This window comes from Marinobacter arenosus, from assembly GCF_019264345.1.
In the GTDB taxonomy this organism is placed as follows: domain Bacteria; phylum Pseudomonadota; class Gammaproteobacteria; order Pseudomonadales; family Oleiphilaceae; genus Marinobacter; species Marinobacter arenosus.
This window is the reverse complement of sequence record NZ_JAHVAO010000001.1, coordinates 1,273,403-1,298,430: the sequence shown is the minus strand read 5'-3', so window position 1 is coordinate 1,298,430 and position 25,028 is coordinate 1,273,403. Positions and strand designations below refer to the sequence as shown.

22 protein-coding genes are annotated in these 25,028 nt (G+C 60.1%); 10 read left to right on the top strand and 12 right to left on the bottom strand.

Going from position 1 to position 25,028, the window contains the following annotated elements; genetic code table 11:
• Window positions 1-41: 41 nt before the first annotated feature.
• The 8 genes from KXD86_RS05905 to KXD86_RS05870 form a co-directional block, all read right to left on the bottom strand.
• Window positions 42-1,685 (bottom strand): fatty acid--CoA ligase, encoded by a 1,644-nt coding sequence (locus KXD86_RS05905; RefSeq protein WP_218635127.1) that lies wholly within the window; start codon window positions 1,683-1,685, stop codon window positions 42-44.
• A gap of 155 nt (window positions 1,686-1,840) precedes the next feature.
• Window positions 1,841-2,122 (bottom strand): pyrimidine/purine nucleoside phosphorylase, encoded by a 282-nt coding sequence (gene ppnP / locus KXD86_RS05900; protein WP_218635126.1) that lies wholly within the window; start codon window positions 2,120-2,122, stop codon window positions 1,841-1,843.
• Window positions 2,123-2,229: 107 nt separating this feature from the next.
• Window positions 2,230-2,562, bottom strand: coding sequence for a Na+/H+ antiporter subunit G (locus KXD86_RS05895; RefSeq protein WP_218635125.1), 333 nt, complete (start codon window positions 2,560-2,562; stop codon window positions 2,230-2,232).
• A gap of 39 nt (window positions 2,563-2,601) precedes the next feature.
• Window positions 2,602-2,871 (bottom strand): K+/H+ antiporter subunit F, encoded by a 270-nt coding sequence (locus KXD86_RS05890; RefSeq protein WP_218635124.1) that lies wholly within the window; start codon window positions 2,869-2,871, stop codon window positions 2,602-2,604.
• Window positions 2,868-3,356, bottom strand: coding sequence for a Na+/H+ antiporter subunit E (locus KXD86_RS05885; RefSeq protein WP_218635123.1), 489 nt, complete (start codon window positions 3,354-3,356; stop codon window positions 2,868-2,870). Before KXD86_RS05885 ends, KXD86_RS05890 begins: the two co-directional genes overlap by 4 nt.
• A complete protein-coding gene (locus KXD86_RS05880; protein ID WP_218635122.1) occupies window positions 3,356-4,873 on the bottom strand; it encodes a monovalent cation/H+ antiporter subunit D in 1,518 nt (505 codons plus the stop codon). The genes KXD86_RS05885 and KXD86_RS05880 overlap by 1 nt, the downstream gene beginning before the upstream one ends.
• Entirely contained in the window at window positions 4,870-5,238 is a 369-nt protein-coding gene (locus tag KXD86_RS05875) for a Na+/H+ antiporter subunit C (RefSeq protein ID WP_218635121.1), read from the bottom strand. The genes KXD86_RS05880 and KXD86_RS05875 overlap by 4 nt, the downstream gene beginning before the upstream one ends.
• The gene (locus KXD86_RS05870; RefSeq protein WP_218635120.1) at window positions 5,238-8,039 is read right to left on the bottom strand and encodes a monovalent cation/H+ antiporter subunit A; all 2,802 of its coding nucleotides are present in this window, start codon (window positions 8,037-8,039) and stop codon (window positions 5,238-5,240) included. The genes KXD86_RS05875 and KXD86_RS05870 overlap by 1 nt, the downstream gene beginning before the upstream one ends.
• Window positions 8,040-8,390: 351 nt before the next feature.
• Here KXD86_RS05870 and KXD86_RS05865 point away from each other — a divergent pair, with 351 nt between their 5' ends.
• Entirely contained in the window at window positions 8,391-10,445 is a 2,055-nt protein-coding gene (locus KXD86_RS05865) for an NADPH-dependent 2,4-dienoyl-CoA reductase (RefSeq protein ID WP_218635119.1), read from the top strand.
• 63 nt (window positions 10,446-10,508) lie between these two features.
• On the opposite strand, the gene KXD86_RS05860 is transcribed toward KXD86_RS05865, so the two are convergent.
• Both KXD86_RS05860 and KXD86_RS05855 read right to left on the bottom strand, forming a co-directional pair.
• Window positions 10,509-10,673 carry a hypothetical protein gene (locus KXD86_RS05860; RefSeq protein WP_218635118.1) on the bottom strand — a complete coding sequence of 55 codons (165 nt, stop codon included), beginning with the start codon at window positions 10,671-10,673 and terminating at the stop codon, window positions 10,509-10,511.
• A gap of 106 nt (window positions 10,674-10,779) precedes the next feature.
• Window positions 10,780-11,760 carry a GlxA family transcriptional regulator gene (locus KXD86_RS05855; protein WP_218635117.1) on the bottom strand — a complete coding sequence of 327 codons (981 nt, stop codon included), beginning with the start codon at window positions 11,758-11,760 and terminating at the stop codon, window positions 10,780-10,782.
• A gap of 234 nt (window positions 11,761-11,994) precedes the next feature.
• Here KXD86_RS05855 and KXD86_RS05850 point away from each other — a divergent pair, with 234 nt between their 5' ends.
• From KXD86_RS05850 to KXD86_RS19080, 8 genes are all read left to right on the top strand, one after another.
• A complete protein-coding gene (locus KXD86_RS05850) occupies window positions 11,995-13,797 on the top strand; it encodes an acyl-CoA dehydrogenase (RefSeq protein WP_218635116.1) in 1,803 nt (600 codons plus the stop codon).
• Between the two features lie 187 nt (window positions 13,798-13,984).
• Complete coding sequence (locus KXD86_RS05845) at window positions 13,985-14,242, top strand: hypothetical protein (protein WP_218635115.1); 258 nt, start codon at window positions 13,985-13,987, stop codon at window positions 14,240-14,242.
• Between the two features lie 89 nt (window positions 14,243-14,331).
• Complete coding sequence (locus KXD86_RS05840) at window positions 14,332-14,625, top strand: hypothetical protein (protein WP_218635114.1); 294 nt, start codon at window positions 14,332-14,334, stop codon at window positions 14,623-14,625.
• Window positions 14,626-14,816: 191 nt separating this feature from the next.
• Window positions 14,817-16,847 carry a PhoX family protein gene (locus KXD86_RS05835; protein WP_218635113.1) on the top strand — a complete coding sequence of 677 codons (2,031 nt, stop codon included), beginning with the start codon at window positions 14,817-14,819 and terminating at the stop codon, window positions 16,845-16,847.
• 218 nt (window positions 16,848-17,065) lie between these two features.
• A complete protein-coding gene (locus tag KXD86_RS05830; RefSeq protein ID WP_218635112.1) occupies window positions 17,066-18,706 on the top strand; it encodes a methyl-accepting chemotaxis protein in 1,641 nt (546 codons plus the stop codon).
• A 70-nt stretch (window positions 18,707-18,776) separates the two neighbouring features.
• A complete protein-coding gene (locus tag KXD86_RS05825; protein WP_218635111.1) occupies window positions 18,777-19,139 on the top strand; it encodes a DUF4870 family protein in 363 nt (120 codons plus the stop codon).
• A 317-nt stretch (window positions 19,140-19,456) separates the two neighbouring features.
• The gene (locus KXD86_RS05820; protein ID WP_218635110.1) at window positions 19,457-20,524 is read left to right on the top strand and encodes an OmpA family protein; all 1,068 of its coding nucleotides are present in this window, start codon (window positions 19,457-19,459) and stop codon (window positions 20,522-20,524) included.
• Between the two features lie 16 nt (window positions 20,525-20,540).
• Window positions 20,541-22,007, top strand: coding sequence for a thrombospondin type 3 repeat-containing protein (locus KXD86_RS19080; protein ID WP_228739328.1), 1,467 nt, complete (start codon window positions 20,541-20,543; stop codon window positions 22,005-22,007).
• A gap of 204 nt (window positions 22,008-22,211) precedes the next feature.
• Here the strand turns inward: KXD86_RS19080 and KXD86_RS19075 are convergent, their stop codons facing one another.
• Both KXD86_RS19075 and KXD86_RS05800 read right to left on the bottom strand, forming a co-directional pair.
• Window positions 22,212-22,460 carry a hypothetical protein gene (locus tag KXD86_RS19075; protein ID WP_376770968.1) on the bottom strand — a complete coding sequence of 83 codons (249 nt, stop codon included), beginning with the start codon at window positions 22,458-22,460 and terminating at the stop codon, window positions 22,212-22,214.
• Window positions 22,461-22,666: 206 nt separating this feature from the next.
• On the bottom strand, window positions 22,667-23,980 hold the full coding sequence (locus KXD86_RS05800; protein WP_218635109.1) for an MFS transporter: 1,314 nt from the start codon (window positions 23,978-23,980) through the stop codon (window positions 22,667-22,669).
• 190 nt (window positions 23,981-24,170) lie between these two features.
• On the opposite strand from KXD86_RS05800, the gene KXD86_RS05795 reads away from it, so the two are divergent.
• Window positions 24,171-25,010, top strand: coding sequence for a 23S rRNA (adenine(2030)-N(6))-methyltransferase RlmJ (locus KXD86_RS05795; RefSeq protein ID WP_218635108.1), 840 nt, complete (start codon window positions 24,171-24,173; stop codon window positions 25,008-25,010).
• Window positions 25,011-25,028: the final 18 nt, after the last annotated feature.

The following is a 25,028-nucleotide window of genomic DNA, read 5'->3' as shown; positions in this document are numbered from 1 at the left end:
TGGGAGCTGGCTTTTTATCGCGTGCTTGATCAGGCCATTACCTACTGAAGCTGGTCCCGAATCAGTTTCTTGTTGATTTTGCCAACGCTGGTTTTCGGAATGTCCTCGACGAAATCAATCTGGCTGGGTATCGCCCACTTGTTGATCTCGCCGGCATCGACAAACTGCTTCAGGTGGTTCTGGATGTCCTCCAGCGTGGCGTCCTCGCCCGGTTTCAGCGTAACCAGCGCATGGGGACGCTCACCCCATTTCTCGTCGGGCACCCCGACCACCGCGGCACCGGCCACAGACGGGTGCTGACTGATCAGGTTCTCCAGATCCAGTGACGACAGCCATTCACCGCCGGTCTTGATGACGTCCTTGATGCGGTCCTTGATCACCAGGGTGTTGTCCGGATCCATGGAGGCCACATCGCCGGTGTGCAGCCAGCCACCTTGCCAGAGCTCTTCCCCTTTCTCTTTTTCCTTGAAGTAGCTCTGGGTCAGCCAGGGTGCGCGCGCGACCACTTCGCCCTTGGCGTCGCCGTCGTGGGGCACTGGTTTGCCATCCGGATCAACGATGTCCAGTTCCACCATGGGCACCGCGATGCCGGTTCTTACCCGTTTGGCGGTCTGCTGGTCCAGCGGCAGCTCCAGGTCTTCCGGCTCGAGGTGAGTGGTACTCAGCAATGGGCAGGTTTCGGACATGCCGTACCCGGTGTACATGCGGATGCCGAGCTTGGCGCCCGCGTCACAGAGCCCCTTGGTCAGGGCGCTGCCGCCGATCAGCACGTGCCAGTTGCTGAGGTCAGCGGTCTTGATCGACTCGGTACCCATCATCATCTGCATGATGGTTGGCACACAGTGGGAGAAGGAAACCTTGTGCTCCTTGAGCAGGTCCACCAGCAACTCCGGCTCGTAGCGGCCGGGATACACCTGTTTGATGCCCAAGAGCGTGGCCGCATAAGGCACGCCCCAGGCGTGAACGTGGAACATCGGGGTGACCGGCATGTACACCGAGGAGGAGCGCAGTAATGGCATCTCGTCGTAGGCGGAGAGAGAACCGGTCATGGCCAGGGTGTGCAGGACCAGCTGCCGATGGCTGAAGAAAACGCCCTTCGGGTTGCCGGTGGTGCCGGTGGTGTAGAAGGTGGTTGCGACGCTGTTCTCGTCGAAATCCGGGAATTCGAAGTGGGTGCCGGCTTTCGCCAACAGGGCTTCATACTCGCCCGCGGTGTCGAGCTGGGTGGACTGGGCGGCGGCCTCATCGGTGAGCTGGATGTAGGTCTTGACCGTTTTGATCTCGTCCTTGACCGATTCCAGGATCGGCAGGAAGTCGTCATGGACCAGCACCACGTCGTCTTCGGCGTGGTTCATGGTGTAGACGATCTGTTCCGGGGAGAGACGCACGTTGACCGTATGCAGCACGGCGCCAATCATCGGAATGGCGAAGAAACATTCCAGGTAACGCGGGGTGTCCCAGTCCATCACCGCAACCGTATCGCCGGCCTTGACCCCGGCTTCGGTCAGGGCGTTGGCGAGGCGGTGAATGCGTTCCACCAGATCGGTGTAGGTGTACTTGCTGCGATTGGCGTACACGATCTCCTGATCCGGATTGTAGCGAGGCCCAGAGAGCAGAAGTTGCTTGATCAGCAATGGGTACTGATAGGCGTTGTCAGCCGGCGGGAGAATTCGGGTTTGTGCCATCACCTGTTTCCTCTTTCTCATTTGTTGGTGTTGTCGCGAGAAACAGGAGTAAATCTGACACAGATTAAGTAAAACGGAAACCTTGAGGCGCGAAAAAACCGCAGAACATACCGGTGCTTAAATGAAACAGCCGGAATGCTCTGCGGTTCAGGAAGTTATTCGTAGGTGCAGAGGTAGGCTGTGTCGATATCGGCTTTTGCCTTGAAGCTGGCCTGACCCGCAACGTCGAAACTTTCGCCGGCGCCGTAGGTCATCCACTCGTCAACACCGGGCAACAGCACGGTGAGGGCGCCACTGATGACCGTCATGGTTTCTTTCTTGCTGGTTCCGAACTCATATTCGCCCGGGCTTATGACGCCGACGGTTGCCGGCAGTGTTGAGGTCTGAAAGGCGATGGACTTGGCCTTGCCATCAAAGTATTCGTTAACTTTCAGCATACGCTGGTTCCTCGAAAATGGGTGGGGCGCCTACTATACGCAAAAATGTCGCAAGGCCAATGGCTATTTTGGCGATGTTCCGCAACTGATCAGTTTAGTTCACCCGTTCACTGTTCCCAGGGTTTCCCCCGGGTATTTTTCACCGTTGGGACACCGATGTGCATGGCGGCCTTGGCCAGAATGTTGGCGCTCACCGGCGCGGTCATGAACAGGAACACCGTGATCAGGATCTCCGCGGTGCCAACCCCCTCTCCCTGACTGCTGAAGAAGATCACGGAGCCAATCACAATGGCCCCCACACCCACAGTGGTGGCCTTGGTCGGGCCGTGAAGGCGGGTAAAGAAGTCAGGCAGCCGGGCAAGACCAATGGCACCGATCAGGGTAAAGGCACCGCCCGTCAGCAGCAGCAGGCTAATGGCGTATTCAGCAAACTGGCTCATTGCAGAGGTTCTCCAGGCGCGATTGGGTATGGCGTCGGCTTATTCAATGACGCTGCCCCGCTTGAGGTATTTGGCCATGGCCACTGTGCCCACAAACCCCATTACCGCGATCAGGAGAGCGGCTTCGAGATACATGCGAGTGCCGAGTGTGATCCCCAGCAGGACGATCAGGGCGATGGCGTTGATGTAAAGCGTGTCGAGGGCCAGAACGCGGTCCGGGGCGTCCGGGCCTTTAATTAACCGGTAGACATTCAGCAGCGCCGCGAGGGTCACCATTCCGATGGTTATGTAGAGCGTGATGGTGATCATTGGAACATCTCCAACAACGGTTTTTCGTAGCGGGTGCGGATCACGTCAATGACTTCGTCGTCGTTCTCCGCGTCCAGGGCATGCACCAGCAGAATCCGGTTATCGTCACTGATGTCGACGCTGACGGTCCCGGGGGTCAGTGAAATGGTGCTTGCCAGAATGCTGATGGCCAGTGGGTGCTCCAGCTCCAGCGGGTAACTGACGAAGACCGGCCGCGGTTGGCGCGGGCTGAGGATGAGCTTCGCCACCTGGAAGCTGGCCACGACGATGTCCCGGATCACGTGCAGCAGATACCCCGGCATACGCCAGGACTTGAAGAAGGCTGGGCGCTCGGGCCAGAACCCGTGGGTGATCTGCGGGATTGCCCAGGCCAGGATAAGGCCCATCACCACGCTGGCACCGGATACGCCATCGTTCAGGAACTGCCAGGTGAGAAACAGGATCAGGCTGAGCCATGGCTGGGGGAAACTGAGACGATCGAACATTAGCGGTCCTCCCCAACCATGGGCGTTTTGAGTATCTCAACATAGCCTGCGGGATCGTGCAGCTGTGCGGCAGTGGCATCCGTGTAATCGCTGATCGGGCCGGCAAGGGCAACGATGACAACGCTGAGGGCCACCAATGCACCGGCGGCCACCGAGACGTTACCACCGAGCGGGCCCTGTGCCTCAACGTGGCCATCCACGGTTCGCCAGAACACGATACTGCCGGCCCGGCTGTAGGCGATCACGGTGAAGAAACTGCCGACCAGGATAACGGACCACAGCCAGGCCATCTCCGGCCCGGACGCGACCGACTGCAGGATAAGAAGCTTGGCGAAGAACCCGCTCAAGGGTGGCAGGCCTGCCGCGGCCACCGCACCGAGCAGGAACAGCACGCTCAGGAAGGTGCGATTGCGCATGCGCGGGGCCGTGACAATCCGGTCCTTGGCACTGCCCCGCTGGTGGGCAACCAGTTCGGCCACCAGGAACAGGCCGCCCACGGTCCAGGTGGTGCTGAGCAGGTAGAACAGGGCGGCGGAAATGCCGGCCACGGACCCCAGGGCAATGGGCGCCAGCAGGGTGCCAACGGAAATGATGACCTGCCAGGCAACGAGGGTTTTCAGGTTGTCTGCGCCCAGCGCGCCGATGACACCCATGGCAAGGGTGATCAGCGCCAGCGGGAACAGCCAGTCCATGCCCAGGTTAGCCAGTGCACCGGCGTCCTCGCCAAAGATAAGCAGGTAAACCCGAAGGATGGCGTAAATGCCCACTTTGGTCATCACCGCGAACAGCGCCGCCACCGGTGCGGTGGCCTTGGCGTAGGCCTTCGGTAACCAGAAACACAGGGGAATGAGGGCAGCTTTCAGGGCGAAGACCACCAGCAGCATCATGCCGCCGGCCTTGACGATATCAAGGTTCTCGCCAGTTACCTTTGGTATCTCGATGGCAAGGTCGGCCATGTTAAGCGTCCCGGTCACGCTGTAAATCATGCCAACGCTGATCAGGAACACGGCGGACCCGGCCAGGTTGAGAACCACGTAGTGCAGCCCGGGTACGGTGCGCGCCCGGCCGCCGCCGTGCATCAGCAGCCCGTAGGAGGCAATCAGCAGAACTTCGAACGCCACGAACAGGTTGAACAGGTCGCCGGTCAGGAAGGCGATGTTCAGGCCCATGAGCTGGAACAGGAACAGACCGTGGAACTGGCGGTTGCCCTCATCGGCACCGCCAATGGCAAAGATATGGCAGAACAGTGCCAGGATGGCCGTCAGGATCAGCATCAGGGCCGCCAGGCGATCCAGTACCAGCACAATGCCAAAGGGCGGCTGCCAGTTGCCGAAGGCGTAGAGGCGGTAGCTGTCATCACTGGCCAGAACCACCAGAACCACGGTCGACACCAGGAGGAGCACGGTTGTGGCGATGGCCAGGGTGCGTCTCAGGCTGATGGGCGCATAGCCCATGAAAACCTGGAGGATGCCACCGAGCAGCGGGATCAGGATAGGTGCGGTAAGCCACTGGTTCATTTACCGGTAACCTCCTCATTCTGCTCCGGTTGGGGTTCCTTGATGTCCTGGTGCCCGTCCACATGATCGTCCTCGTGATCGGCCAGGCTGCGCAATGACAGCACCACCACGAAGGCGGTCATGGCAAAGCCGATAACGATGGCTGTCAGCACCAGCGCCTGGGGCAGCGGGTCTGTGTAGGTGTCGGTTGTGCCGATGATGGGCTGGGCGCCTGTCGCCAGACGACCGCTGGAGAACAGGAAAAGGTTAACGCCATAGGAAATGAGGGTCAGGCCAACCACCACCGGGAAGGTGCGCGCCCGCAACAGCAGGTACACGCCAGACGCGGTCAATGCGCCGATGACCAGTGCAAAGACAAGCTCCATTACGTGCCCTCCCGAGCGCTCTTGATGGCGGAGTGTGGCGATAGCCGCCCGATGCTGACCAGCGCCAGCATGGTGGCCCCGATGACGGTCAGGTAGACGCCGAGATCGAAGACCAGCGCCGAGGCGACCTCGAACTTGCCCACCACCGGCCAGGTAATGTAGCCGAAGGTGGACGTCAGGAATGGGTAGCTGAATGCGAAGCTGCCGGCGCCTGCGATCACCGCGAACAGCAGGCCTACCCCGATGACGCTGTGGTATTTGAACGGCACTCGATCCTGGGTCCAGATCATACCGCTGGCCACGTACTGAAGGATCAGGGCGACCGACGTGATCAGGCCAGCGATGAAGCCGCCGCCGGGCAGGTTATGGCCACGAAGAAAAATGAACACGGAGACCATCAGTGCCAGTGGCAGCATGGGGCGTGCGATCAGGCGCAACATCAGGGGGTGCGCATCCCGGGTCCAGCCGTGGCCCTGGCCGTCGCCCGGGGGCGGCGTCAGGGCGGTATTCTTCAGCATGGCGTAGATGCCCAGGGCGGCGATGGCCAGGACCGTAATCTCGCCCAGGGTATCGAAGCCCCGGAAGTCGACAAGAATCACGTTGACCACGTTGGTGCCGCCACCACCGGGCTTACTGTTCTCCAGGAAGAACTCGGAGATGGAGCTGAATGGCTGGGTCAGCATGGCCAGGGTCACCAGGGTCATGCCGACGCCGGCCACCGCCGCGATGGTGATGTCACGAAGACGCCGTGAGGTAGCGGTCTCCAGGGGCGTCCAGGACGGCATGTAGTAGAGAGCCAGCATTAGCAGCACTATGGTGACGACCTCCACGGACAGTTGGGTCATCGCCAGGTCGGGTGCCGAGAACCGGGCGAACGCAAGCGCCACCAGCAGACCCACGACACTGAGCAGTACCAGCGCATAAAAGCGCGCCCGATGGAGGGCGGCGGTGAGAATCGCGCAGAGGATCAGAACGCCCGCGGCAACGACCGTTGCTCCGTCAACAGGGCTCAGGCCCCGTTCACCGATGAATATTCCAAGATTGGCCAGTGGCGCGGCGGCCACGGCGATCACACTGAGGACCAGCAGAAATCCGTAACGTTGGAGCGAGCCATTTTCCAGCGCCGCCGTCAGCCGATGTGCCAGGTTCTCGACCCGCAAGACCACGGCCTCGAAGACGGCTTTCTCGTCGATTTCCTTGAACCGGGCGTGGAAGTCAAAGAAGCGTTGACGCTGGCTGTACATCAGCAGGCCACCGAAGAAGGCCAGGAAGCTCATCAGCAGCGGAAGATTGAAGCCATGGGCGATGGTCAGATGGTATTCCGGAACATCGCCACCAAGGGTCGCCGCGGCGGCGGCGTACAGCAGCGGCCCGACGGAAATTGCCGGGAAGATACCGACCATGATGCAGGCAAACACCAGAATCTCGACCGGGATCTTCATATACCGGGGCGGTTCGTGGGGCGGGTAGATCGGCAGATCCACCGGCTTGCCATTAAAGAACACGTCGTGAATGAAGCGGGCGGAGTAGGCCACCGCAAAAATCCCGGCAAGGGTTGCCACCAGTGGGGGCAGCCAGGCCCAGAACCCCGGAAGGTTCAGTTCCAGCGACTCGGCGAAGAACATTTCCTTGCTCAGGAAGCCGTTCAGCAGCGGTACCCCGGCCATGGACGAAGCCGCGACCATGGCGAGCGTGGCGGTGTGGGGCATGTAGCGCCACAGACCGTTGATCCGTCGCATGTCGCGGGTGCCGGTTTCGTGGTCGATGATGCCCGCGGCCATGAACAGAGAGGCCTTGAAGATGGCGTGGTTTATCACGTGGAAGACCGCCGCTACGGCCGCCAGTTTCGTGCCCATGCCGAACAGCAGGGTAATCAGACCCAGGTGACTCACGGTGGAATAGGCCAGCAGCCCCTTGAGGTCATGCTTGAACATCGCCACGTAGGCGCCAAGCAGAAGGGTGGCCATGCCGGTAAAGCTCACCATATAGAACCACTGCTCGGTGCCGGCCAGGGCAGGATACAGGCGTGCCATCAGGAAAATGCCGGCCTTTACCATGGTTGCCGAGTGAAGGTAGGCGGACACCGGCGTGGGCGCCTGCATCGCATGGGGCAACCAGAAATGGAACGGGAACTGGGCGGACTTGGTGAAGGCTCCCAGCAGAACCAGCGTCAGCGCAACCGGATACATGGCATGGGCCTTGATCTGGTCACCCGCTGCCAGAACGGCGTCCAGCTCAAAGCTGCCGACGATATTGCCGAGCATCAGAATGCCGGCCAGCAACGCCAGGCCGCCCCCGCCGGTAACCGCCAACGCCATGCGGGCGCCGCGCCGGGCATCCTGTTTGTGGGTCCAGAAACTGATCAGCAGGAAGGATGTCAGGCTGGTCAGCTCCCAGAAAATCATCATCAGCAGCAGGTTGCTGGAGAGGACAATGCCGAGCATTGAGCCCTTGAAGCACAGCAGCAGGGCGTAGAACTTGCCGACGTTTTCCTTGGCCTTCAGATAGTAGCGGGAGTAAAGGATGATCAGAAGGCCGATAACCAGAATCAGCAGCGCGAACAGCAACGACAGGCCGTCAAGCCGGAAACTCAGAGACAGGCCCAGCGCCGGCAGCCATTCATAGCTGTGAAGAACCACACCACCGTCGGCCAGGGTCTGCCAGTGAGGATACAGTGCGGCCAGCGCGATCAGAGCCGGAACGGAAGAAGCTATAGCGATTGCCGTGCGTCCGCCCTGGGCGAACAGGGGCGCGGCGATGGCGCCCAAAAACGGCAGTAAAACAACCAGCGGTAGCGACATCGCAACCTCGTTATCGGTTCTTCTTTTTCATGAATTTATACGGGTTTGCCTGAGTCTAGTCTCGGGCCAGCCCTCCTGCATAACTCTACGAACAGGCGTCGAGAGAGAGCGCTTCGGGAAATTTCAGGCGTCGGCGGGTGGATCGGGGAAGTAGGGTAGACGGCCCCGGTGCCGCGCGATATCAGCGGTCAGGGGAGGGCGCTTGGAATGTATGCAGCCGAAGGACCTTGCGGTCATGGTTGCTCCGTCAGTCAAACTTGATTGCCGATGATACGTGCCCCGTCCCGCAGGTCAAGTCAACTTGCCATAGATCAAGTGTATACTCGGGATAAATTTTTCAGAGGTCATCGTATGAGCGCCACCTACCCGAACTTGCTTAAGCCCCTTGATCTTGGTTTTACCGAGCTCCGGAACCGGGTGTTGATGGGGTCCATGCACACCGGTCTGGAGGACCGGTTCTGGAACATCCACAAGTTTGCGCGGTATTTTGCCGAGCGGGCTGAGGGTGGTGTGGGGCTAATGGTGACTGGCGGCTACTCGCCCAACATCGCCGGCCAGCTCGCGCCGTTGGCCTCCACCATGAACAACCGGGCAACCGCGCTGCTCCATCGCCACGTGACGGGGGCGGTCCATGAAGCGGGCGGCAAGATCTGTCTCCAGCTCCTGCATGCCGGCCGCTATGGCTACCAGCCGCTGATTGTCTCGGCGTCGGCGACCAAGGCGCCGATCAGCCCGTTCAAGGCCAGGGCGCTCTCAAGCAAGGGGGTGGAGCGCCAGATCGAGGATTTCGTCAGCGCGGCGAAACTGGCCCGTTTTGCCGGCTACGATGGCGTGGAGGTGATGGGCTCCGAGGGGTACTTCATCAACCAGTTCCTGTGTGAACGCACCAACAAGCGTACCGATCAGTGGGGCGGACCCTACGAGAATCGCATGCGTCTGCCGGTGGAAATCGTGCGGCGCATTCGTGAGGCGGTTGGGCCCGAGTTCATCATCATCTACCGGCTGTCGATGCTGGACCTGGTCGAGGGTGGCCAGACCTGGGACCAGATTGTGACACTGGGTAAAGCCATCGAGCAGGCCGGCGCGACCATCATCAATACCGGCATTGGCTGGCATGAGGCCCGCGTGCCCACCATTGTGACCTCGGTGCCCAGGGGTGGTTTTGCCGACGTCACGGCCAAATTCTACGGCGAAGTCGACATCCCGGTTTGTACCACCAACCGCATCAATACCCCGGAAAAGGGCGAAGAGATCCTGGCCGCCGGCAAGGCGGATATGGTGTCGATGGCCCGCCCTCTGCTGGCAGACAGTGAATTCGTCCGTAAAGCCGAACAGGGTCGTGCGGATGAAATCAACACCTGCATCGCCTGTAACCAGGCCTGTCTCGATCACGCCTTCCAGGCCAAGCGGGCGTCCTGTCTGGTCAACCCAAGGGCTTGCCACGAAACCGAGCTGGTACTGACGGTGGCCCCGGTGGCCCGGCGTGTGGCCGTGGTCGGTGCGGGGCCGGCGGGGCTGGCGGCCGCCACGACGGCGGCAAAACGGGGGCATCGAGTGACCCTGTTCGAGGCGGATGATCAGATTGGCGGCCAATTCAACTACGCCAAGCGTATTCCCGGCAAGGAAGAGTTCTACGAGACCCTGCGGTATTTCCGGCGCCAGATTGAACTGCTGGGTATCGATCTGCAGTTGAACACCCGGGTGGACAGCGACAAGCTCGTCACCGACGGTTTCGATGACGTCATCATTGCGACGGGCGTGAAGCCCCGAACCCCGAAGATTGACGGTATCGACCACCCCAAGGTCCTCGGTTACCTGGATGTGTTGCGGCACAACAAGCCGGTTGGTTCGTCAGTGGCGGTGATCGGCGCCGGCGGGATCGGCTTCGATGTGAGTGAATTCCTGACCCACGATTTCAGCCATCAGCCCGAGGGCGAGCAGGTCAGCGTTGAGGCCTGGCAGGCCGAGTGGGGTGTGAATCCCGACTTCGAAGGTCCCGGTGGGTTGGCCGAACGGAAACCGACACCCTCGCCACGCAAGATCTATCTGATGCAGCGCAAGACCGGCAAGGTCGGTGCGGGCCTGGGCAAAACGTCCGGCTGGGTGCACCGAAACAGTCTGAAGCATCGGGACGTGGAGATGCTGCGGGGTTGCCGCTATGACCGCATTGACGATGACGGACTGCACATCACGCTCACCGACAAGGACGGCAAGGTGCAGGAGTCACGAGTGCTTGCGGTGGATAACGTGGTGATCTGTGCAGGCCAGGAACCCTTTCGGGAGCTCTATGATCAGATCGAAGCACACGGTGTCAGGGCCCATCTGATTGGTGGCGCGGATGTCGCTGAGGAGCTGGATGCGAAGCGGGCGATTCGCCAGGGAACCGAAGTTGCCGCGAGACTCTAGAGGTCGAAGCGTGGGGCTTCCTGCCCCAAAGTGATCAGTATGTGACGTTGTGCGTCAAGCGGATCACTGGACCATTTTCAGTGCGGCGAAGATCGCCTCTGCCTCTGCTTCGAGTACCTGGCAGCGCAGGCTATTGCCCTGCTGAAGCGCTTGAGCCAGTTGTTTCTGCTTCATGTCATAGAGCCGGTTGAGTATATCGGCCTGACTTTGTCTGATCGGTGCGTCCATGGTTACCTCCCCACTTTTACACCTGTGTCAAAAACTTTTACGTTCGGCACCAGTTTTTGGCCCTTACACAATAATAGATGCATATCGCAGGCCAGTTGTTACAGGGTCACCGGCCGAATCGTGAGCGGTAGGCCCCTGGCGCCAGCCCCGTGTGTTTGCGGAACAGTCGGCTGAAGGAACTGACGTCCTCATAGCCGGCCATGTTAATAATTTCGTCAATCGACCGTCTCGAGGTCTCCAGATGATGACGAACGTGCTCCACACGAAGCAGTTGAAGATACGTGTTGGGGGTATCCCCGGTTGCGGCCTTGAATCGCCGCAACAGGGACCGTTCGCTCAGCCCGGCCTCCCGGGCCAGTTCCGCCAGTGAAACCGTCCGCGAGAAGTGGGTGTCGAGCCAGTCCTGCAGCTTCAATACCGTGCTGTCGGAGTGGTAGCGCTTCGCCTGAAGGGCACTGTAGGGGGCCTGACTGGTCCGCCCGGCATCGATGACGAAAGCCTTCGCCAATTGCCGGGATACCTCCGGTCCCGCATACCGCTCAACCAGATAGACACCCAGATCCCACCAGGCCATGCCACCGCCGGCACAGGCGATGTCGCCGTCCACCGTAACCAGTTTCTCTGGGCGGCAGATGACGTCAGGGTAGCGCTGGCGGAACTGGTTGCTGAAACCCCAGTGGGTGGTTGCCTCTTTGCCGTCAAGCAAGCCTGCCTCGGCCAATAGAAAGGCGCCGGTACAGTTGCTGGCCAGCAGCGAGGGCGTGACATCCTGCCGGGATAGCCAGGTGACCAGCTCGGCATTGCGTGAAAGCACGTCCGGGATCGGGGCGCCAATGGTCGGCACGATGATGATATCCGCTGCCGGTTGGGCATCGGCATCCCAGCGGCCATCGGCCAGCAGCGTGATGCCGTTGATGCAGCGGCACGGGTCGCCGGTCTGGGTGAGCAAACGAGTGCGGAACATCGGCTCCGGCGGTTCGCCATGGATGCGGGCCCAGGTCACGCCGGCCAGCCGGAACAGGTCGATGATGCCAGTGATGGCGCTGGCGAGGGCACCGTCGAAACCAATGATAGAAACCGTGTGCATGGATAACTCCGCTGGCAGGCGTGTGGTGAGGCATCCCATTCGGGACTGTGTGCAGCAGGGATGCTGCACTCAAGCGTACAGGGACGTATTTACAGCGTGTCCCGAATGGGATGTCTCACGACAGGCCGTCTCCCCGAGAGGTGTGGCGATATTGGCCATGATTATGTCATAAATGCCGGTTTTCTATCCCCCCTGGCTGTGACACTCTGTGTGCAATTAACAGGAGAACCAAGCATGACTGACACTTTGATCGAACGCCGGGATCTGGCGTTCCAGCTCTACGATGTGCTCGACACCGAATCCCTGGTCCAGCGCGAGCGCTTCAGCGAGCACAGCCGGGATACCTTTGACGCGGTGATCGAGACCGCCGATCGCATTGCCCGGGACAAGTTCGCGACCCACAACAGTGCCGCCGACAAGGATGAGCCGCGTTTCGTGGATGGCGCCGTCGAGATGCTGCCCGAGGTCAAAGAGGCCTTCGATGCCTACGCCGAAGCAGGTTTTATTGCCGGCCGGTACGACTATGAACTCGGTGGCATGCAGCTGCCGGAATCCGTGATGGCCGCCTGCAATGGCTTTTTCACTGCTGCCAATCCCGGCACCGCCGGTTATCCGTTCCTGACCACCGCCGCGGCCAACCTCATTCGCGTTTTCGGCAATCAGAAACAGCAGTCCACCTTTCTTCCCCATATGCTGTCAGGACGCTTTACAGGCACCATGGCGCTGACCGAGCCCCATGCCGGTTCCTCCCTGGCCGACATCCGCACGTCGGCGACACCGACCGACGACGGCCACTACCTGATCAAGGGCGCGAAGATCTACATCTCCGGGGGCGAGCAGTCGCTGACGGAGAACATCGTTCATATGGTGCTGGCCAAGATAAAGGGCGCGCCTGCGGGCGTGAAAGGCATCTCGCTGTTCATTGTTCCCAAGTTTCTGGTCGATGAAGACGGCAATGCCACCGAACGCAATGGCGTGAATCTCGCGGGTTTGATTCACAAGCTGGGCTACCGGGGCACCACCTCCACCGCGCTCAGCTTCGGGGACGATGCGCCCTGCCACGGCTATCTGGTGGGTGAACCGCATCAGGGCCTGAAGTACATGTTCCAGATGATGAATGAGGCTCGCGTCGGTGTTGGCTTTGGCGCCGCGGTCATCGGCTATCGTGGGTACATGCACAGCCTGGAGTATGCCCGTGACCGGCTTCAGGGGCGCAAGCCCTCGGAAAAGAACCCGGAGGCACCGCAGGTTCCCATTATCGAGCACGCCGATGTCCGGCGCATGCTGCTGGCCCAGAAAGCCTACAGCGAGGGCGGACTGGCGCTCTGCCTGTACGGTGCCCGATTGATGGATGACCAGCACACCCACCCGGACGAGCAGAAGCGGACGGAGGCGGGCAAGCTGCTGGATCTGCTGACGCCGGTGATCAAGGCCTGGCCGTCGGAGTATGGCCCGAAAGCCAACGACCTGGCGATCCAGGTGTATGGCGGGGCGGGGTACACCCGGGAATACCCGGTGGAGCAGTGCTGGCGCGACAACCGCCTGAACCCCATTCATGAAGGCACGAACGGCATCCAGGCACTGGACCTGCTGGGCCGGAAGATCTGGCAGGATCAAAGTCACGGCCTGCAATTGCTGATGCAGGAGATGCAGGTGGATCTGGAAGCGGCGACCACCGCCCGTTGCCAGCAATGGGCGCTGTCGTTGAGTGAAACCCTGCAGCAGGCAGTGAAGGTTACCCAGAGCCTGGGCAAATCTCTGATGAGCGAGAACCCCGACAATGTGCTGGCCAATGCCTCGTGCTATCTCCATCTGTTTGGCCACATTATTGTGTCCTGGATGTGGCTGCGCCAGGCCAACGCCGCTGAAAAGCTGCTGGCCGAGGCCGGATCGGACGACGAACGGAATTTTTATCAGGGCAAGCTCCAGGCGGCCCAATACTTCTTCCACTGGGAGTTGCCAACGGTGGCGCAGGACCTGGTACTTCTGAAAAACCAGGATGATACCTGCCTGAACATGAAGTCGGAGTGGTTCTGATCCCGGTATCCTGAATCGCCAGCGCACTCTCTCCGGCCCGGGGAAAGGTGCGCTGGCAGCATGGTGCCTTGGTGGCGAAATCGGCTGTTGTGATCCAGACTTGTGGGGTCCGCCTTTGCGGATTCCTCAGGGCATGTTGGGTAGACCAATAACAAAATAAGAACTCGACCACAGGGATGGTAGAACCATGTCAACACCGAATGCTCAGTCAGCGGCCGTGCATTGGTCTGTTCAGGATATGCTCAGTGAGTACCTTACGTCAGGTCGGCTGGCAGAAGTGGTTTATCGAGACAGTGCCGGCCAGGTTTGTGTGGTTCATGATGTCATCAGGGATCTGTTCAGACGGGCCGGCCAGGATTTCATCCTGCTGGGGCGGGGAAACCTGGTGGGCATCGATCACGTGATCACCCTTGATGGACAGCTTCTCTCCGTAAGCCATTACTAACCAAAGAGTAACCGTGCAGTAATTGTATGTAGTGGGATGTGGCCGTAACCTGTTTCGTCGAAATCACAGACCAACAGAGGGATATGGTTATGAACAAGCTCACACTGGGTGCAATGGCGTTTGCGATGACTCTCGGTCTCGCCGCCTGCAGCTCCGAAGACAACGAAGGCGTCGACGTTGAACAGGCCGCCGACAATGCCGGTGAAATGATGGAAGATGCCGGTAACGCAGCCGAAGAAACCTACGAGGAAGCAACTGGGCAGGATGAAGGTGCCCTTGGCGAACTGGAAGAAGGTGCGGAAGACGCAGCGGAAGAAATGGGCGATGCCGCTGAAGAAGCCGGCGAGGATATGGAAGAGGGTTATGAGGAAATGACCCAGTAATAAGTCCGGAAATACCTCGCGTTGTCCGGTGCAGGGCCGAGTCTCTGTGCCGGGTTGTCCTCCTTCCGCTTGTCGACCACCTGTCAAAAAACGTTAACCGTTCTGTCGTAACTCTGTTCCCCGCCTGTCACATTTGCTGCCGAAACTGACCTCTCCATAACGAATGCCTGTCATTATAGGGAGAGAGCAACATGGCCAAGCACGACCTTGATCCGAATTACCTGGACCCGAATTACGAACCGGTGGTTAACCATACCGGCCACACCCCCTTTCACGAGGTGCTGGCGGCCCGGATGCAACGACGTTCGGTGATGAAAGGCACCGTCGGCGCTGCCCTGGCAAGCATCATGGGCGTTGGCCTGGCCGCGTGCGGCAGCGATAGTGACGGCAATGGCGGCAGCACCACTACCAATAACGATGACGATTCGGCCACCGAGCTGGGTTTCAAGGCCGTCGCCGTTTCAGCCGCCAACCAGGTGGTTGTGCCCGAGGGTTATTCGGCCAAGGCGTTCCTGCCCTGGGGGACGCCGATTACCGGTTCCTATCCGGCTTTCCGGGCTGATGCTTCCAACTCGGGGGCGGACCAGGAGCAACAGGTCGGCATGCACCACGATGGCATGCATTTCTTCCCGATCGATCAGAAAGCCGGCGGCAACAGTTCCACCGAAGGCCTGCTGGTGATGAACCACGAGTACATCAACCAGGCGGCCCTGCATCCGGGTGGCCCCACCAGCGCTGACACCAACGGTGGCGTGCGCCCCGAAGATGAAGTGCGCAAGGAAATTGCCGCCCATGGCGTGTCCGTGGTCCACATCAAACAGAACAGCGAAGGCACCTGGGACGTGGTGTTCGGCAGCCCGTTCAATCGCCGGATTACCGGTGGCACCGAGATGGATATCCGGGGCCCGGTGCGCGGCTACGCGAAGCTGAAAACCAAGTTCAGCCCGGATGCCACCGAAACCCGTGGCACCCTGAACAACTGCTCCATGGGCCCGACACCCTGGGGCACCTACCTGACGGCGGAAGAGAACTGGCACGGGTACTTTGCCAACAGCGATGCCACCCAGCCCCGTGAACAGACCCGGCATGGTGTGGGCAGTGCCAGCCGCTACGACTGGGAACTCGCCGACGGCGCCGCGGACGCTTATGTGCGGTTTGACGTGACCCCCACCGGCGCCTCGGAAACCGATGATTACCGCAACGAGGCCAACACCTACGGCTACATGGTGGAAATCGATCCGTTCACACCCGAAAGCAAGCCGCAGAAGCGCACCGCTCTGGGCCGGTTTGGCCACGAGGGCGTGATTTTCGCGCCGGTCAAGGAGGGCCAGCCGGTCGTGTGTTACTCGGGTGACGATTCCCGTTTCGAGTACATCTACAAGTTCGTGTCCTCCCAGCCCTATTCGGCGGCCACCGCCGGCGGTTACCTGCTGGATGAAGGCACCCTGTACGTGGCCCGCTTCAACGAGGACGGTTCCGGTGACTGGTTGCCCTTGTCGCTGGACGATGCCGACTTTGCAGCCAAGGTGACAGCGGCCGAAGGCACAACGGTCGGTGATATCGCATTCGACGGCTTTGCCAACCAGGCCGATGTGCTGCTCAATACCCGTCTGGCCGCCGACATCGCGGGCGCAACCCCCATGGACCGCCCCGAGTGGGGAGCGGTCGATCCGAACACCGGCGAGGTCTACTTCACGCTGACCAATAATTCGCAGCGCACGGAAGCACAGACCAACGCCGCCAACCCGATTGCCGAGAACCGCACCGGTCACATCATTCGCTGGACGGAAGCGAACAATAACCACACGGCCGTCGCGTTCGATTGGGACATCTTTGTCTTTGCCGGTGAGCAGGGCACCGAAACGGTTGTCGACGGCAATACCGTGGTATCGCTGACCGACGACAACATCTTCAACAGCCCGGATGGTCTCTGGTTCGACTACAACGGTCGCCTCTGGATCCAGACCGATGGCTCTGACGACGCGCCCTACCAGAACAACATGATGCTGGCGGCGAATCCGGTGACCCGTGAGATCAAGCGTTTCTTCGTGGGGCCGCAGGGGTGTGAAGTCACCGGTGTGGTGACCACGCCGGACGTGAAGACAATGTTCGTCAATATTCAGCATCCGGCGGCGGACTGGCCGTTCGGAACCGAGGGCGATCACCCGCGGGATGCCACGGTCATTGTCACCCGCGACGACGGCGGGGTAATCGGCGCGTAAGCGTCCCGCCAACTCCCTTCTGCAACCGCAGGACCGCTCGATTCCGTCAGGGGATTGCGCGGTCCTGCGGTTTTTCTGTTCAAGAAATCGCCACTCCCGCCGATACCTGTCATGCATCAACTAAAGTATGAGTTATTAGATTAGGTCAATTCATTACTCTCCCTAATGGCCTTCAGGCGCAGAATGATTTCACGAATAACAATAAATTCGAGGTTGGTATGGCATTACTCGACCGGACGACCGTCCTTTGGGGGGTGGCAGTTGCAGCGGTTGCTGCGGTTGTCAGTGGCGTGGTGGCACCGATGGTAGGGCTGGAACCCGCATCCATCCTGATTGGACTGATCAGCGGCCTTGCGCTTGGCAGTGGCTACTTCATCCTACGGGTACTGGAACCCATTGAACGGGGCATCAAGGGCCTGAACGACGGCTCCTTGCCCGATGACCACCCGCTTCGAACCCAGTGCGATGGGCTGCTTTCCGATGCAAGGGCCGGTCGCGCCCTGGTCGAGACCCTGGCGGGCAGCGCCGACCAGAATGCCATTTCCGCAGCCCAGGTGTCTTTTGCCGCCGACCAGTTGAAGCTGCGTCTTGACCGACAGGTGCAGGAGACGGCCCAGATGGCCGAGTACGCGGGCCAGATTACCGAAACGGTCCGCGAATCGTCCGCCCAGGCCACCGAGGCCGCGACCATGGCGCACCAGGCCAGTGTGACCAGTGCCGAAGGTCGTCAGGCACTGGTCGATGCCATCGACAGTGTCCGATTGGTTCATCAGCAGTCGGCCGAGAACCTCACGCTCATCCAGGCGCTGAACGAAAAATCCAACAAGATCCAGGGTGTTACCACCACCATCCAGGGGATTGCCGAACAGACCAACCTGCTCGCGCTCAACGCAGCCATCGAGGCCGCTCGCGCAGGGGAGCAGGGCCGAGGCTTTGCCGTCGTCGCAGATGAAGTCCGGCAACTGGCGGGTCGAACCGCGCAGGCGACCAGTGAAGTCGCTGAAACCCTGCAGGAGATCCGGTCGGGCACGACCCTGGTTGTCACCCGAATTGAAGATCTCGCCCGCAGTGTCGAGGAGGGGCTGACGTCCGTGGAGAGTGTGGGCGAGCGCCTGGACCAGATCCGGGACCAGTCTGACCGGGTGCAGCAGCAGGTGGCCCGGATTGCTGAAATTGACCAGAACAACGAGCAGAGTCTGGAACAGATGTTCGCCGGCATTGAAACGGTTCGGGACCAGATCGAAGAAAGCGATGCCAGCGTCGCGTCACTGGCGGAGCAGGCCGCAACCCTCATGGAGTTGGCGGAGAAAGCCAATGCCGCCTTTGCCCTGAACAGTGATGCCAGTTACCACCGGTTCTTCTACGATCAGGCCAAGACCGGCGCCGCGAAAATCAGCCAGTTGTTCGAACAGGCGATCCGAGACGGCAAGCTGTCGGAGCAGGCGCTGTTTGATAAGAAGCGGGAACTCATTCCCAATACCCACCCGCCCAAGTACGCCAGCAGTTTCGACCGGTTTACCGACCAGTACCTGCCGACCGTGCAGGAGGCCGTCAAGGACGCCCACGAAGCCGTGGTCTTTGCCATCTCGGCGGCGCCGGACGGCTACGTGCCGACCCACAACCGCGACTTTGCCCACGCGCCCACTGGCGACCCCAAGGTGGATTTGGTCAAGAGCCGAAGCAAGCGCCTGTTCAACGACCGGACCGGTATCCGCTGCGGCAGCCACACCCAGGACATGCTGCTTCAGACTTATCGCCGGGACACTGGCGAGATCATGCACGACCTGTCGGTGCCGATCTACGTTCATGGCAAGCACTGGGGCGGATTCCGTCTGGGGTATCGTCCGGACAACCACTAACCCTTCGGCAAGTTCCGGTGTCTGCGTGCTGTGGTAGACTCCGTAGAGAACCCCGGAAGGAGAACACGTTTTGGCAGAACAGGAACACATCCCCGCCGATCCCGACCCCATTGCCCGTCGTTCAGACCCGGCCCGGAACCTGGCGGTCGTGGTCTACATCCTTCAGGCCCTGTCATTCTTTGTGGGCGGCATCACCGGTCTGGTGGGTGTCATCATCAACTACGTCAAGATGGACGACGTTCGCAATACCTGGATCGAGCGACACTTTCAGTGGCAGATTCGAACCTTCTGGATAGGGTTGTTGTGGACGGTGATCGGTATCCTGACGGCCCCGTTGATCATTGGCTGGTTCATCCTGCTCGGAGTTTCCATCTGGATTATTTACCGGATTGTCAAAGGGGCGCTCGCCCTGAATGAAGGTCGGCCCGTGTAGCGGCGGGCCTTCGTCTCGCCTGCAAGATGTCAAACAATGTAAAATAAGCGCCCAAAATCAGTGCGCGTATTTGTCCATCCGCAATTTCGCCTGCCACATAACCTCGTCCTGTAACTGCTTGGATCTACATTTGTTTTTGCCTGCACTCTCACAATCAATGTAACAAAATGTTTCAGATTGTGATTTTTGTGACGCGACCCGTTGAATTCTCGGCCAAGTTGCATCCTCTCGCATTTTTTTAATCTGTCACCGCTGACCAGAGCAGTTCCTTGCTCGCGACCCTATGGAACGACAAAAAAAGCGAAAGGAGTATCAGCATGACGAAGGCGAGACAGCTCGCGGGGTACCTGGCTGCAGGCTGCCTGACGCTGGCATCAGGCGTTCAGGCCGAAACCATCCAGCATGAAACCGAGATTTCCCTCCTTGGCACCTACATTATCCCCGATGACGAACGCACTGATGAGTATGGTGCGGCTGTCCGCGCCACCTACGGTGCACGGCTGGATAAATACTGGTGGCTGGAGCCCACTTTCTTTGCCGGAGTGATTGAAACCGGACAGTCGGGCATGACCGATTATTACCAGCAGGGGCTGGGCGTCGATGTTGCCTACCGCTTTTTCGGAAACGCGCAATTCACGCCCTTCGCCCTCGCAGGCGCGGGAGTCTCCCGCAACGATGTGGCCAACAACTCTGCCAGCGAAATCGGGGGGTACGGAAACCTGGGATTGGGTCTGCTTTCCTCGCCACTGTCCGATTCCGGTCTGAGATTCCGGGCGGACGTCCGGTACCTCTACGACACCTACGACGACGGCCATGCTGACATTCACTTGTCCGCCGGGATCACGGTGCCCATTGGTGCAACGCGCCGTCAGGTTGTTGAAACGGTCAAGTACATCGAGAAGCCGGTTGTGATCGAGAAGGAGCGCGTAATCGAGCTGCCCGACTCGGACGAAGACGGGGTTGTCGATGGTGTTGATCAGTGTCCCAACACCCTCATCGGGCTGGAAGTGGATGCCGTCGGCTGTGTGAGGACCGATCAGGAGCAGAGTGTGGTGCTTCTGGGGGTGACCTTCGAGTTCGGCTCGGACCGATTGACGGCGAACGCCAAAGATATCCTGGCAAGTACCGCCGATGCCCTCAAGGGGCAGCAGAACCTGACCGTGGAACTGGCCGGGCATACCGATAATCGGGGTAGCGCGCAATACAACCAGCAGTTGTCCCGCCTGCGTGCAGAGTCTGTTCGCGACTATCTGATCGACCTCGGGATTTCTCCTGACCGCCTTGTGGCGAAGGGTTATGGCGAGTCGCTGCCGATTCGGGGCAACGACACGGAGGAAGGGCGGGAGCGTAACCGCCGCGTCAGTTTCAACGTGATCATGGAATGAACAGGGAGTAGGTACGATGATGACAACAACAATGAAATGGTATCTGGCATTTTTGATGGCGATGACTCTGGGGCTGGCCGGGTGCCAGTCCGACAGTGACATGGTGACCGCCGCGGGCGCCTCTGGTGGCAATGATGCCCAGAATTTTGACCAGGACGGCGACGGCATCCGGGACAACGAGGATTCGTGCCCGGCCACCGTGAACTCTGGAGCCGATCAGGACGCAGACGGCATTGACGATGCCTGTGATGACCAGGTGGGGCTCTCGGTGGATAACGACAGTGACGGCGTGCTCAACGGTGAGGACAACTGCCCGGATGTGGCCAACGAGGACCAGGCGAATGCAGACCGGGATCTGTTCGGTGATGTGTGTGATACGGATGCAGACGGCGACGCCATCGCCGACAAGGTCATTAACAACGATGGCACCTTCACCCCGATCCCGCCCAGCGAGGGCGGCGATAACTGTGCGCTGGTAGCCAACAACAGTCAGGCAGACCTGGACGGCGATGATGTCGGTAATGCCTGTGACCCGGATACCGATGGCGATGGGGTTGCCGATGTAGATAACAACGGAGAGCCGCTTGATAACTGCCGCCTGGTCGCCAATCCGGACCAGCAGGATACGAACGGTGATGGTATTGGCGATGCCTGCCAGGATGACGACGACGGTGATGGCGTTCCAAACGGTTCCGACAATTGCCCGGCCGCCGTCAATCCCGACCAGGAGGACCTTGATGGCGATGGTCAGGGCGATGCCTGTGATACGGACACCGACGGTGACGGCATTGATGATGAGGGCGGGTTTGGCGAGGCCAACGACAATTGCCCGCTCGTGGCCAATCCTGATCAGGCAGATACCGATGGCGATGGTATTGGCGATGCCTGTGACCTGGTGAATGACGCCGAGTATGCCTGCGGTGTCGATGACCAGCCATTTACGCCCATGCTTGCAGCGGATCCGGATATCAGGGCCGTTGGGTCGGAGGACAATTCTGACTGCACGCTCTCGCTGCTCGGTGGATTACTGTGCAGCGTTGAGAATCCTGCCAACCCGGTTGACGCCGACCTCGAAAATTCGGCGAGGTTGCAGAACACGGATCTGTTGGGACTGAGCACCATCCGTTTCCGGGTTGCTGCGACCACCGGTTTTGCCTACCCCGGAAGCAACGCCCTGGGCATTGCGTTCAACGAGAGCCCCCAGCTTTTGCAGGCGGACCTTCTTGGTGGCGATCTGATTGTCCGGACCAGGCTCAACGGTGAGACGCAGGAAGAAAGCAACGGCGAAGCAACGGTGGACCTGGATCTCCTTGGTGCCTCGGGCGTGCTGGGAGGTACGGACAGCAGTTTCCTGATCTTCCAGACGACCAAACGGTTCGATACGGTGGAAGTGGAGTTTGCGCCGTCGCTGCTTTCTTTGCTGAATGAAGTGAACGTGCTGGCGGTATGCGCAAGTAAAACGGACATCGTCGCAGCGCACTAAATGCCTTCGCCGGGTCTTCGGACCCGGCTGGATAAAGAGCCCTATCGAGGGCTCTTTTTTTACGTTTCCCGTATCAGAGCGTGCTCACGTATCCGAGAGCGGCGAGACTGATCAGGAAAAAGCACAGGGCGAACGTCACCCTGGCACGGCGGTGGGGTGGGAACAGACTCTCACGGTAGCTCATGTTCAGACTCCGGTGGCCAATCAAGGAGTTGCTACTGCCAACGAGTGCCGAAAAATCCTGGCCTCGACGCACAGCCCGCAGTTGGTCTTGGAACACTGATCTGCATCGTGTAAGTGCACGGCCTTCAGAGCGCCGGGCGTTCGTTTGTTCAGGCCTTGGTAGGCCTTGATGTGGCGACTAAGAGCGTCGGATGCCTCTTTCGAGGTCGAGAATGGGCCCAGATCCGCCTGTTCGCGGGTGCGGGCGTACCAGCCATACAAGGTGTGCATAAGCCGGTTTTGATGGGCGCTGGGTATAGTGGTGTCTGTTCTCATGTCTCTGCCTCTGATACAACGACTACGCAGTAGAACGACACGTCCTTGTTGTTATCTTCCCGCCGGTCTGGTCTGTGGTTTTGATACCGCTCACCACGGACAATGCCCCATAAAGGTTCCATAGGCATTGCTTTTTGTGACGCAGTTCCCAGACGGACGGGTCAATCGGACGTCACTTCCTGGAGCCGGAGGGCACTGAGCATCCCCGCAAACCCCATCAAACCCAGAACAAGAATGACCGCCACCTCCGACACCGTGGACACAAGTGCCGTGAGGCCACCGGTTATCAGCAAAAGAACACCGATCACCGTATTACTAACTGCAGTGTAGTCGGTTCTCTTGTTGCCGCCAGCCATGTCAACCAGGTAGGTTTTACGGCCCAGCCGAACACCCGCGTGGGCGATGCTCAGGACAAAGAACGCGGCGGGATAGAACCAGACGCTACCCATGTCCGTGCCCACGACCAGCGCGGTGACACCGACAGCGATGCAGACACCACTGGCCATGGCCGCTCCCCGGATCATGACCCGGCGGCTGGAGGTATCCGCCATCCAGCCCCAGAAGCTGGCGCTTACCGAGCTTGCCAGGCTGCTGGCGAGCAGGAAAATGCCCAGCATCCAGCCCGCATCCGATTCCCGCTGGGCCAGAACAACGAAATAGGGAGAGGCCAGGGCAGAGCACAGCAACAACGCGCGGGTCATCACGAAATGGCGGAACGGGGCGTCGTCGCGCAGCAGGGAGAGGCTTTTCAACGCCTCGGTCAGGGCGTTACCTCCACCGCCCGTCTCCCCCTCGTATTCCTGAACGCCGGCAAACAGGAACCCGGCAATGATCCAGAGTCCGGCGGCAAGCAACAGCAAGGACGTGTAGAAAGCGATGCTCGGGTCGCCCCGATCCCAGAACAACAGCACGGTCATAATCACGGTGGCCGTACCGCCCAGCGTGGTGGCAAGACCTGACAACCGGCCGCGACGGGTTTTCGGGATGCATTTGCCCTGTACGTCCTTCATCGATACTGAGCAAAATCCCCGCGCAAGCGAGAACGCGATCAGCGCCGCGACAATGCCACCACCTGCGGCATAGCCATCAAGAAACCAGACACTGGCCGCCATTGCGATGACACTGACAGCCTGGCCAAAGCTGCCCAGGGTCCAGAACCACTTGCGAACGGCTTTGCGCCTGACCCAGGCCCCGATCACCATCTGTGGCACCAGCGAGCCGGCTTCTCGAATGGGCACCAGCCAGGCCACCATGGCGGGAGCCCCCACGGTGCTCATCAGCCACGCCAGGACCGTTTTCGGGCTGATGAGCAGGTCTCCGAGTTTGGTTAGAATGTTACTGGCAAGAATCAAAAAGAAATTGCGGGGGACTTCACGGCAGGCTTCCTCGGGGATGTCCTTGCAGACGCGAGCATCTTCCTCGTTGGCGATGAGGCTGTACAGCTGATCGATGTTGTCTCTGTGCTGCTTGGGCAAACCGGCTTCCTCGTGGCAAATGTAGGGCAAGGATACCAGCTACCCCGGATATCCATGAACCCGGATCTACGCGGGGCGCCCCCGGTCAGACCAGCTGGCCACGGGGCTGCGGCTCTGGCCGGGGGGCGTCTTGCTTGCCTGAGGCATTTGCTTGATGCCTAATGGGCGTCCGTTTTGAGGGAGTCGATCCATGCTGAGTTATCTCCACGCCTTCCATGCCGGCAATTTTGCCGATGTCCAGAAACACGCTGCCCTGACCCTGGCAATCACCATGATGCAGGCCAAGGCATCGGGCATTGCCTTTATGGATACCCACGCCGGCAGCGCCATGTACGATCTGGACAGTGAGCGGGCCCGAAAGACGGCCGAGGCCGATCACGGCGTCCAGAAGCTGTGGATGGCGAGGGAGAGGCTGACATCAACGGACTGGCAACCCGTGCTGGATCTGCTCTCGGTGCACACTGCCAAGGGGGGGCGGCTGAAACGTTATCCCGGTTCACCGGCCTGGTTTCGTCGTTTTCTTCGCCCCGCAGATTCGCTGACGGCCTTTGAGCTTCACCCTACCGAAGGCGATCAATTGGAAGGCTGGGCATCGAAACAGGGGGTTCGCGTGGTCCGTTCGGATGGACTGGCTGGCCTGCTGAAGCAGCTGCCTCCCCGGCAGCCGAGATTGCTGGTGCTCATCGATCCCTCGTATGAAATCAAGTCCGATTACGCCAATGTGGCAGCAACGCTGGCCGCCGCATGGCAGAAATGCCGTCATGGCGTCTATCTTATCTGGTATCCCATTCTCACCAGCGGCCTGCACCAGGGTTTGATGGACGAGATCCGGCAAAGCGGTGTGCGTAAGGTCCTGCGCAGCGAAGTGCGTCTGGAACATCCGCCGGAGCGGGGCATGATCGGATCCGGCATGCTGGTCGTGAACCCTCCCTGGGGGTTCGATGACCGTCTGGCTGGCATGATCGAGGATATCGCAGACGCCGATCTGCTGGACGTCAACCACCAACTGGATTGGCTGGTACCGGAATAGCGCGGCGCACCCACCCAT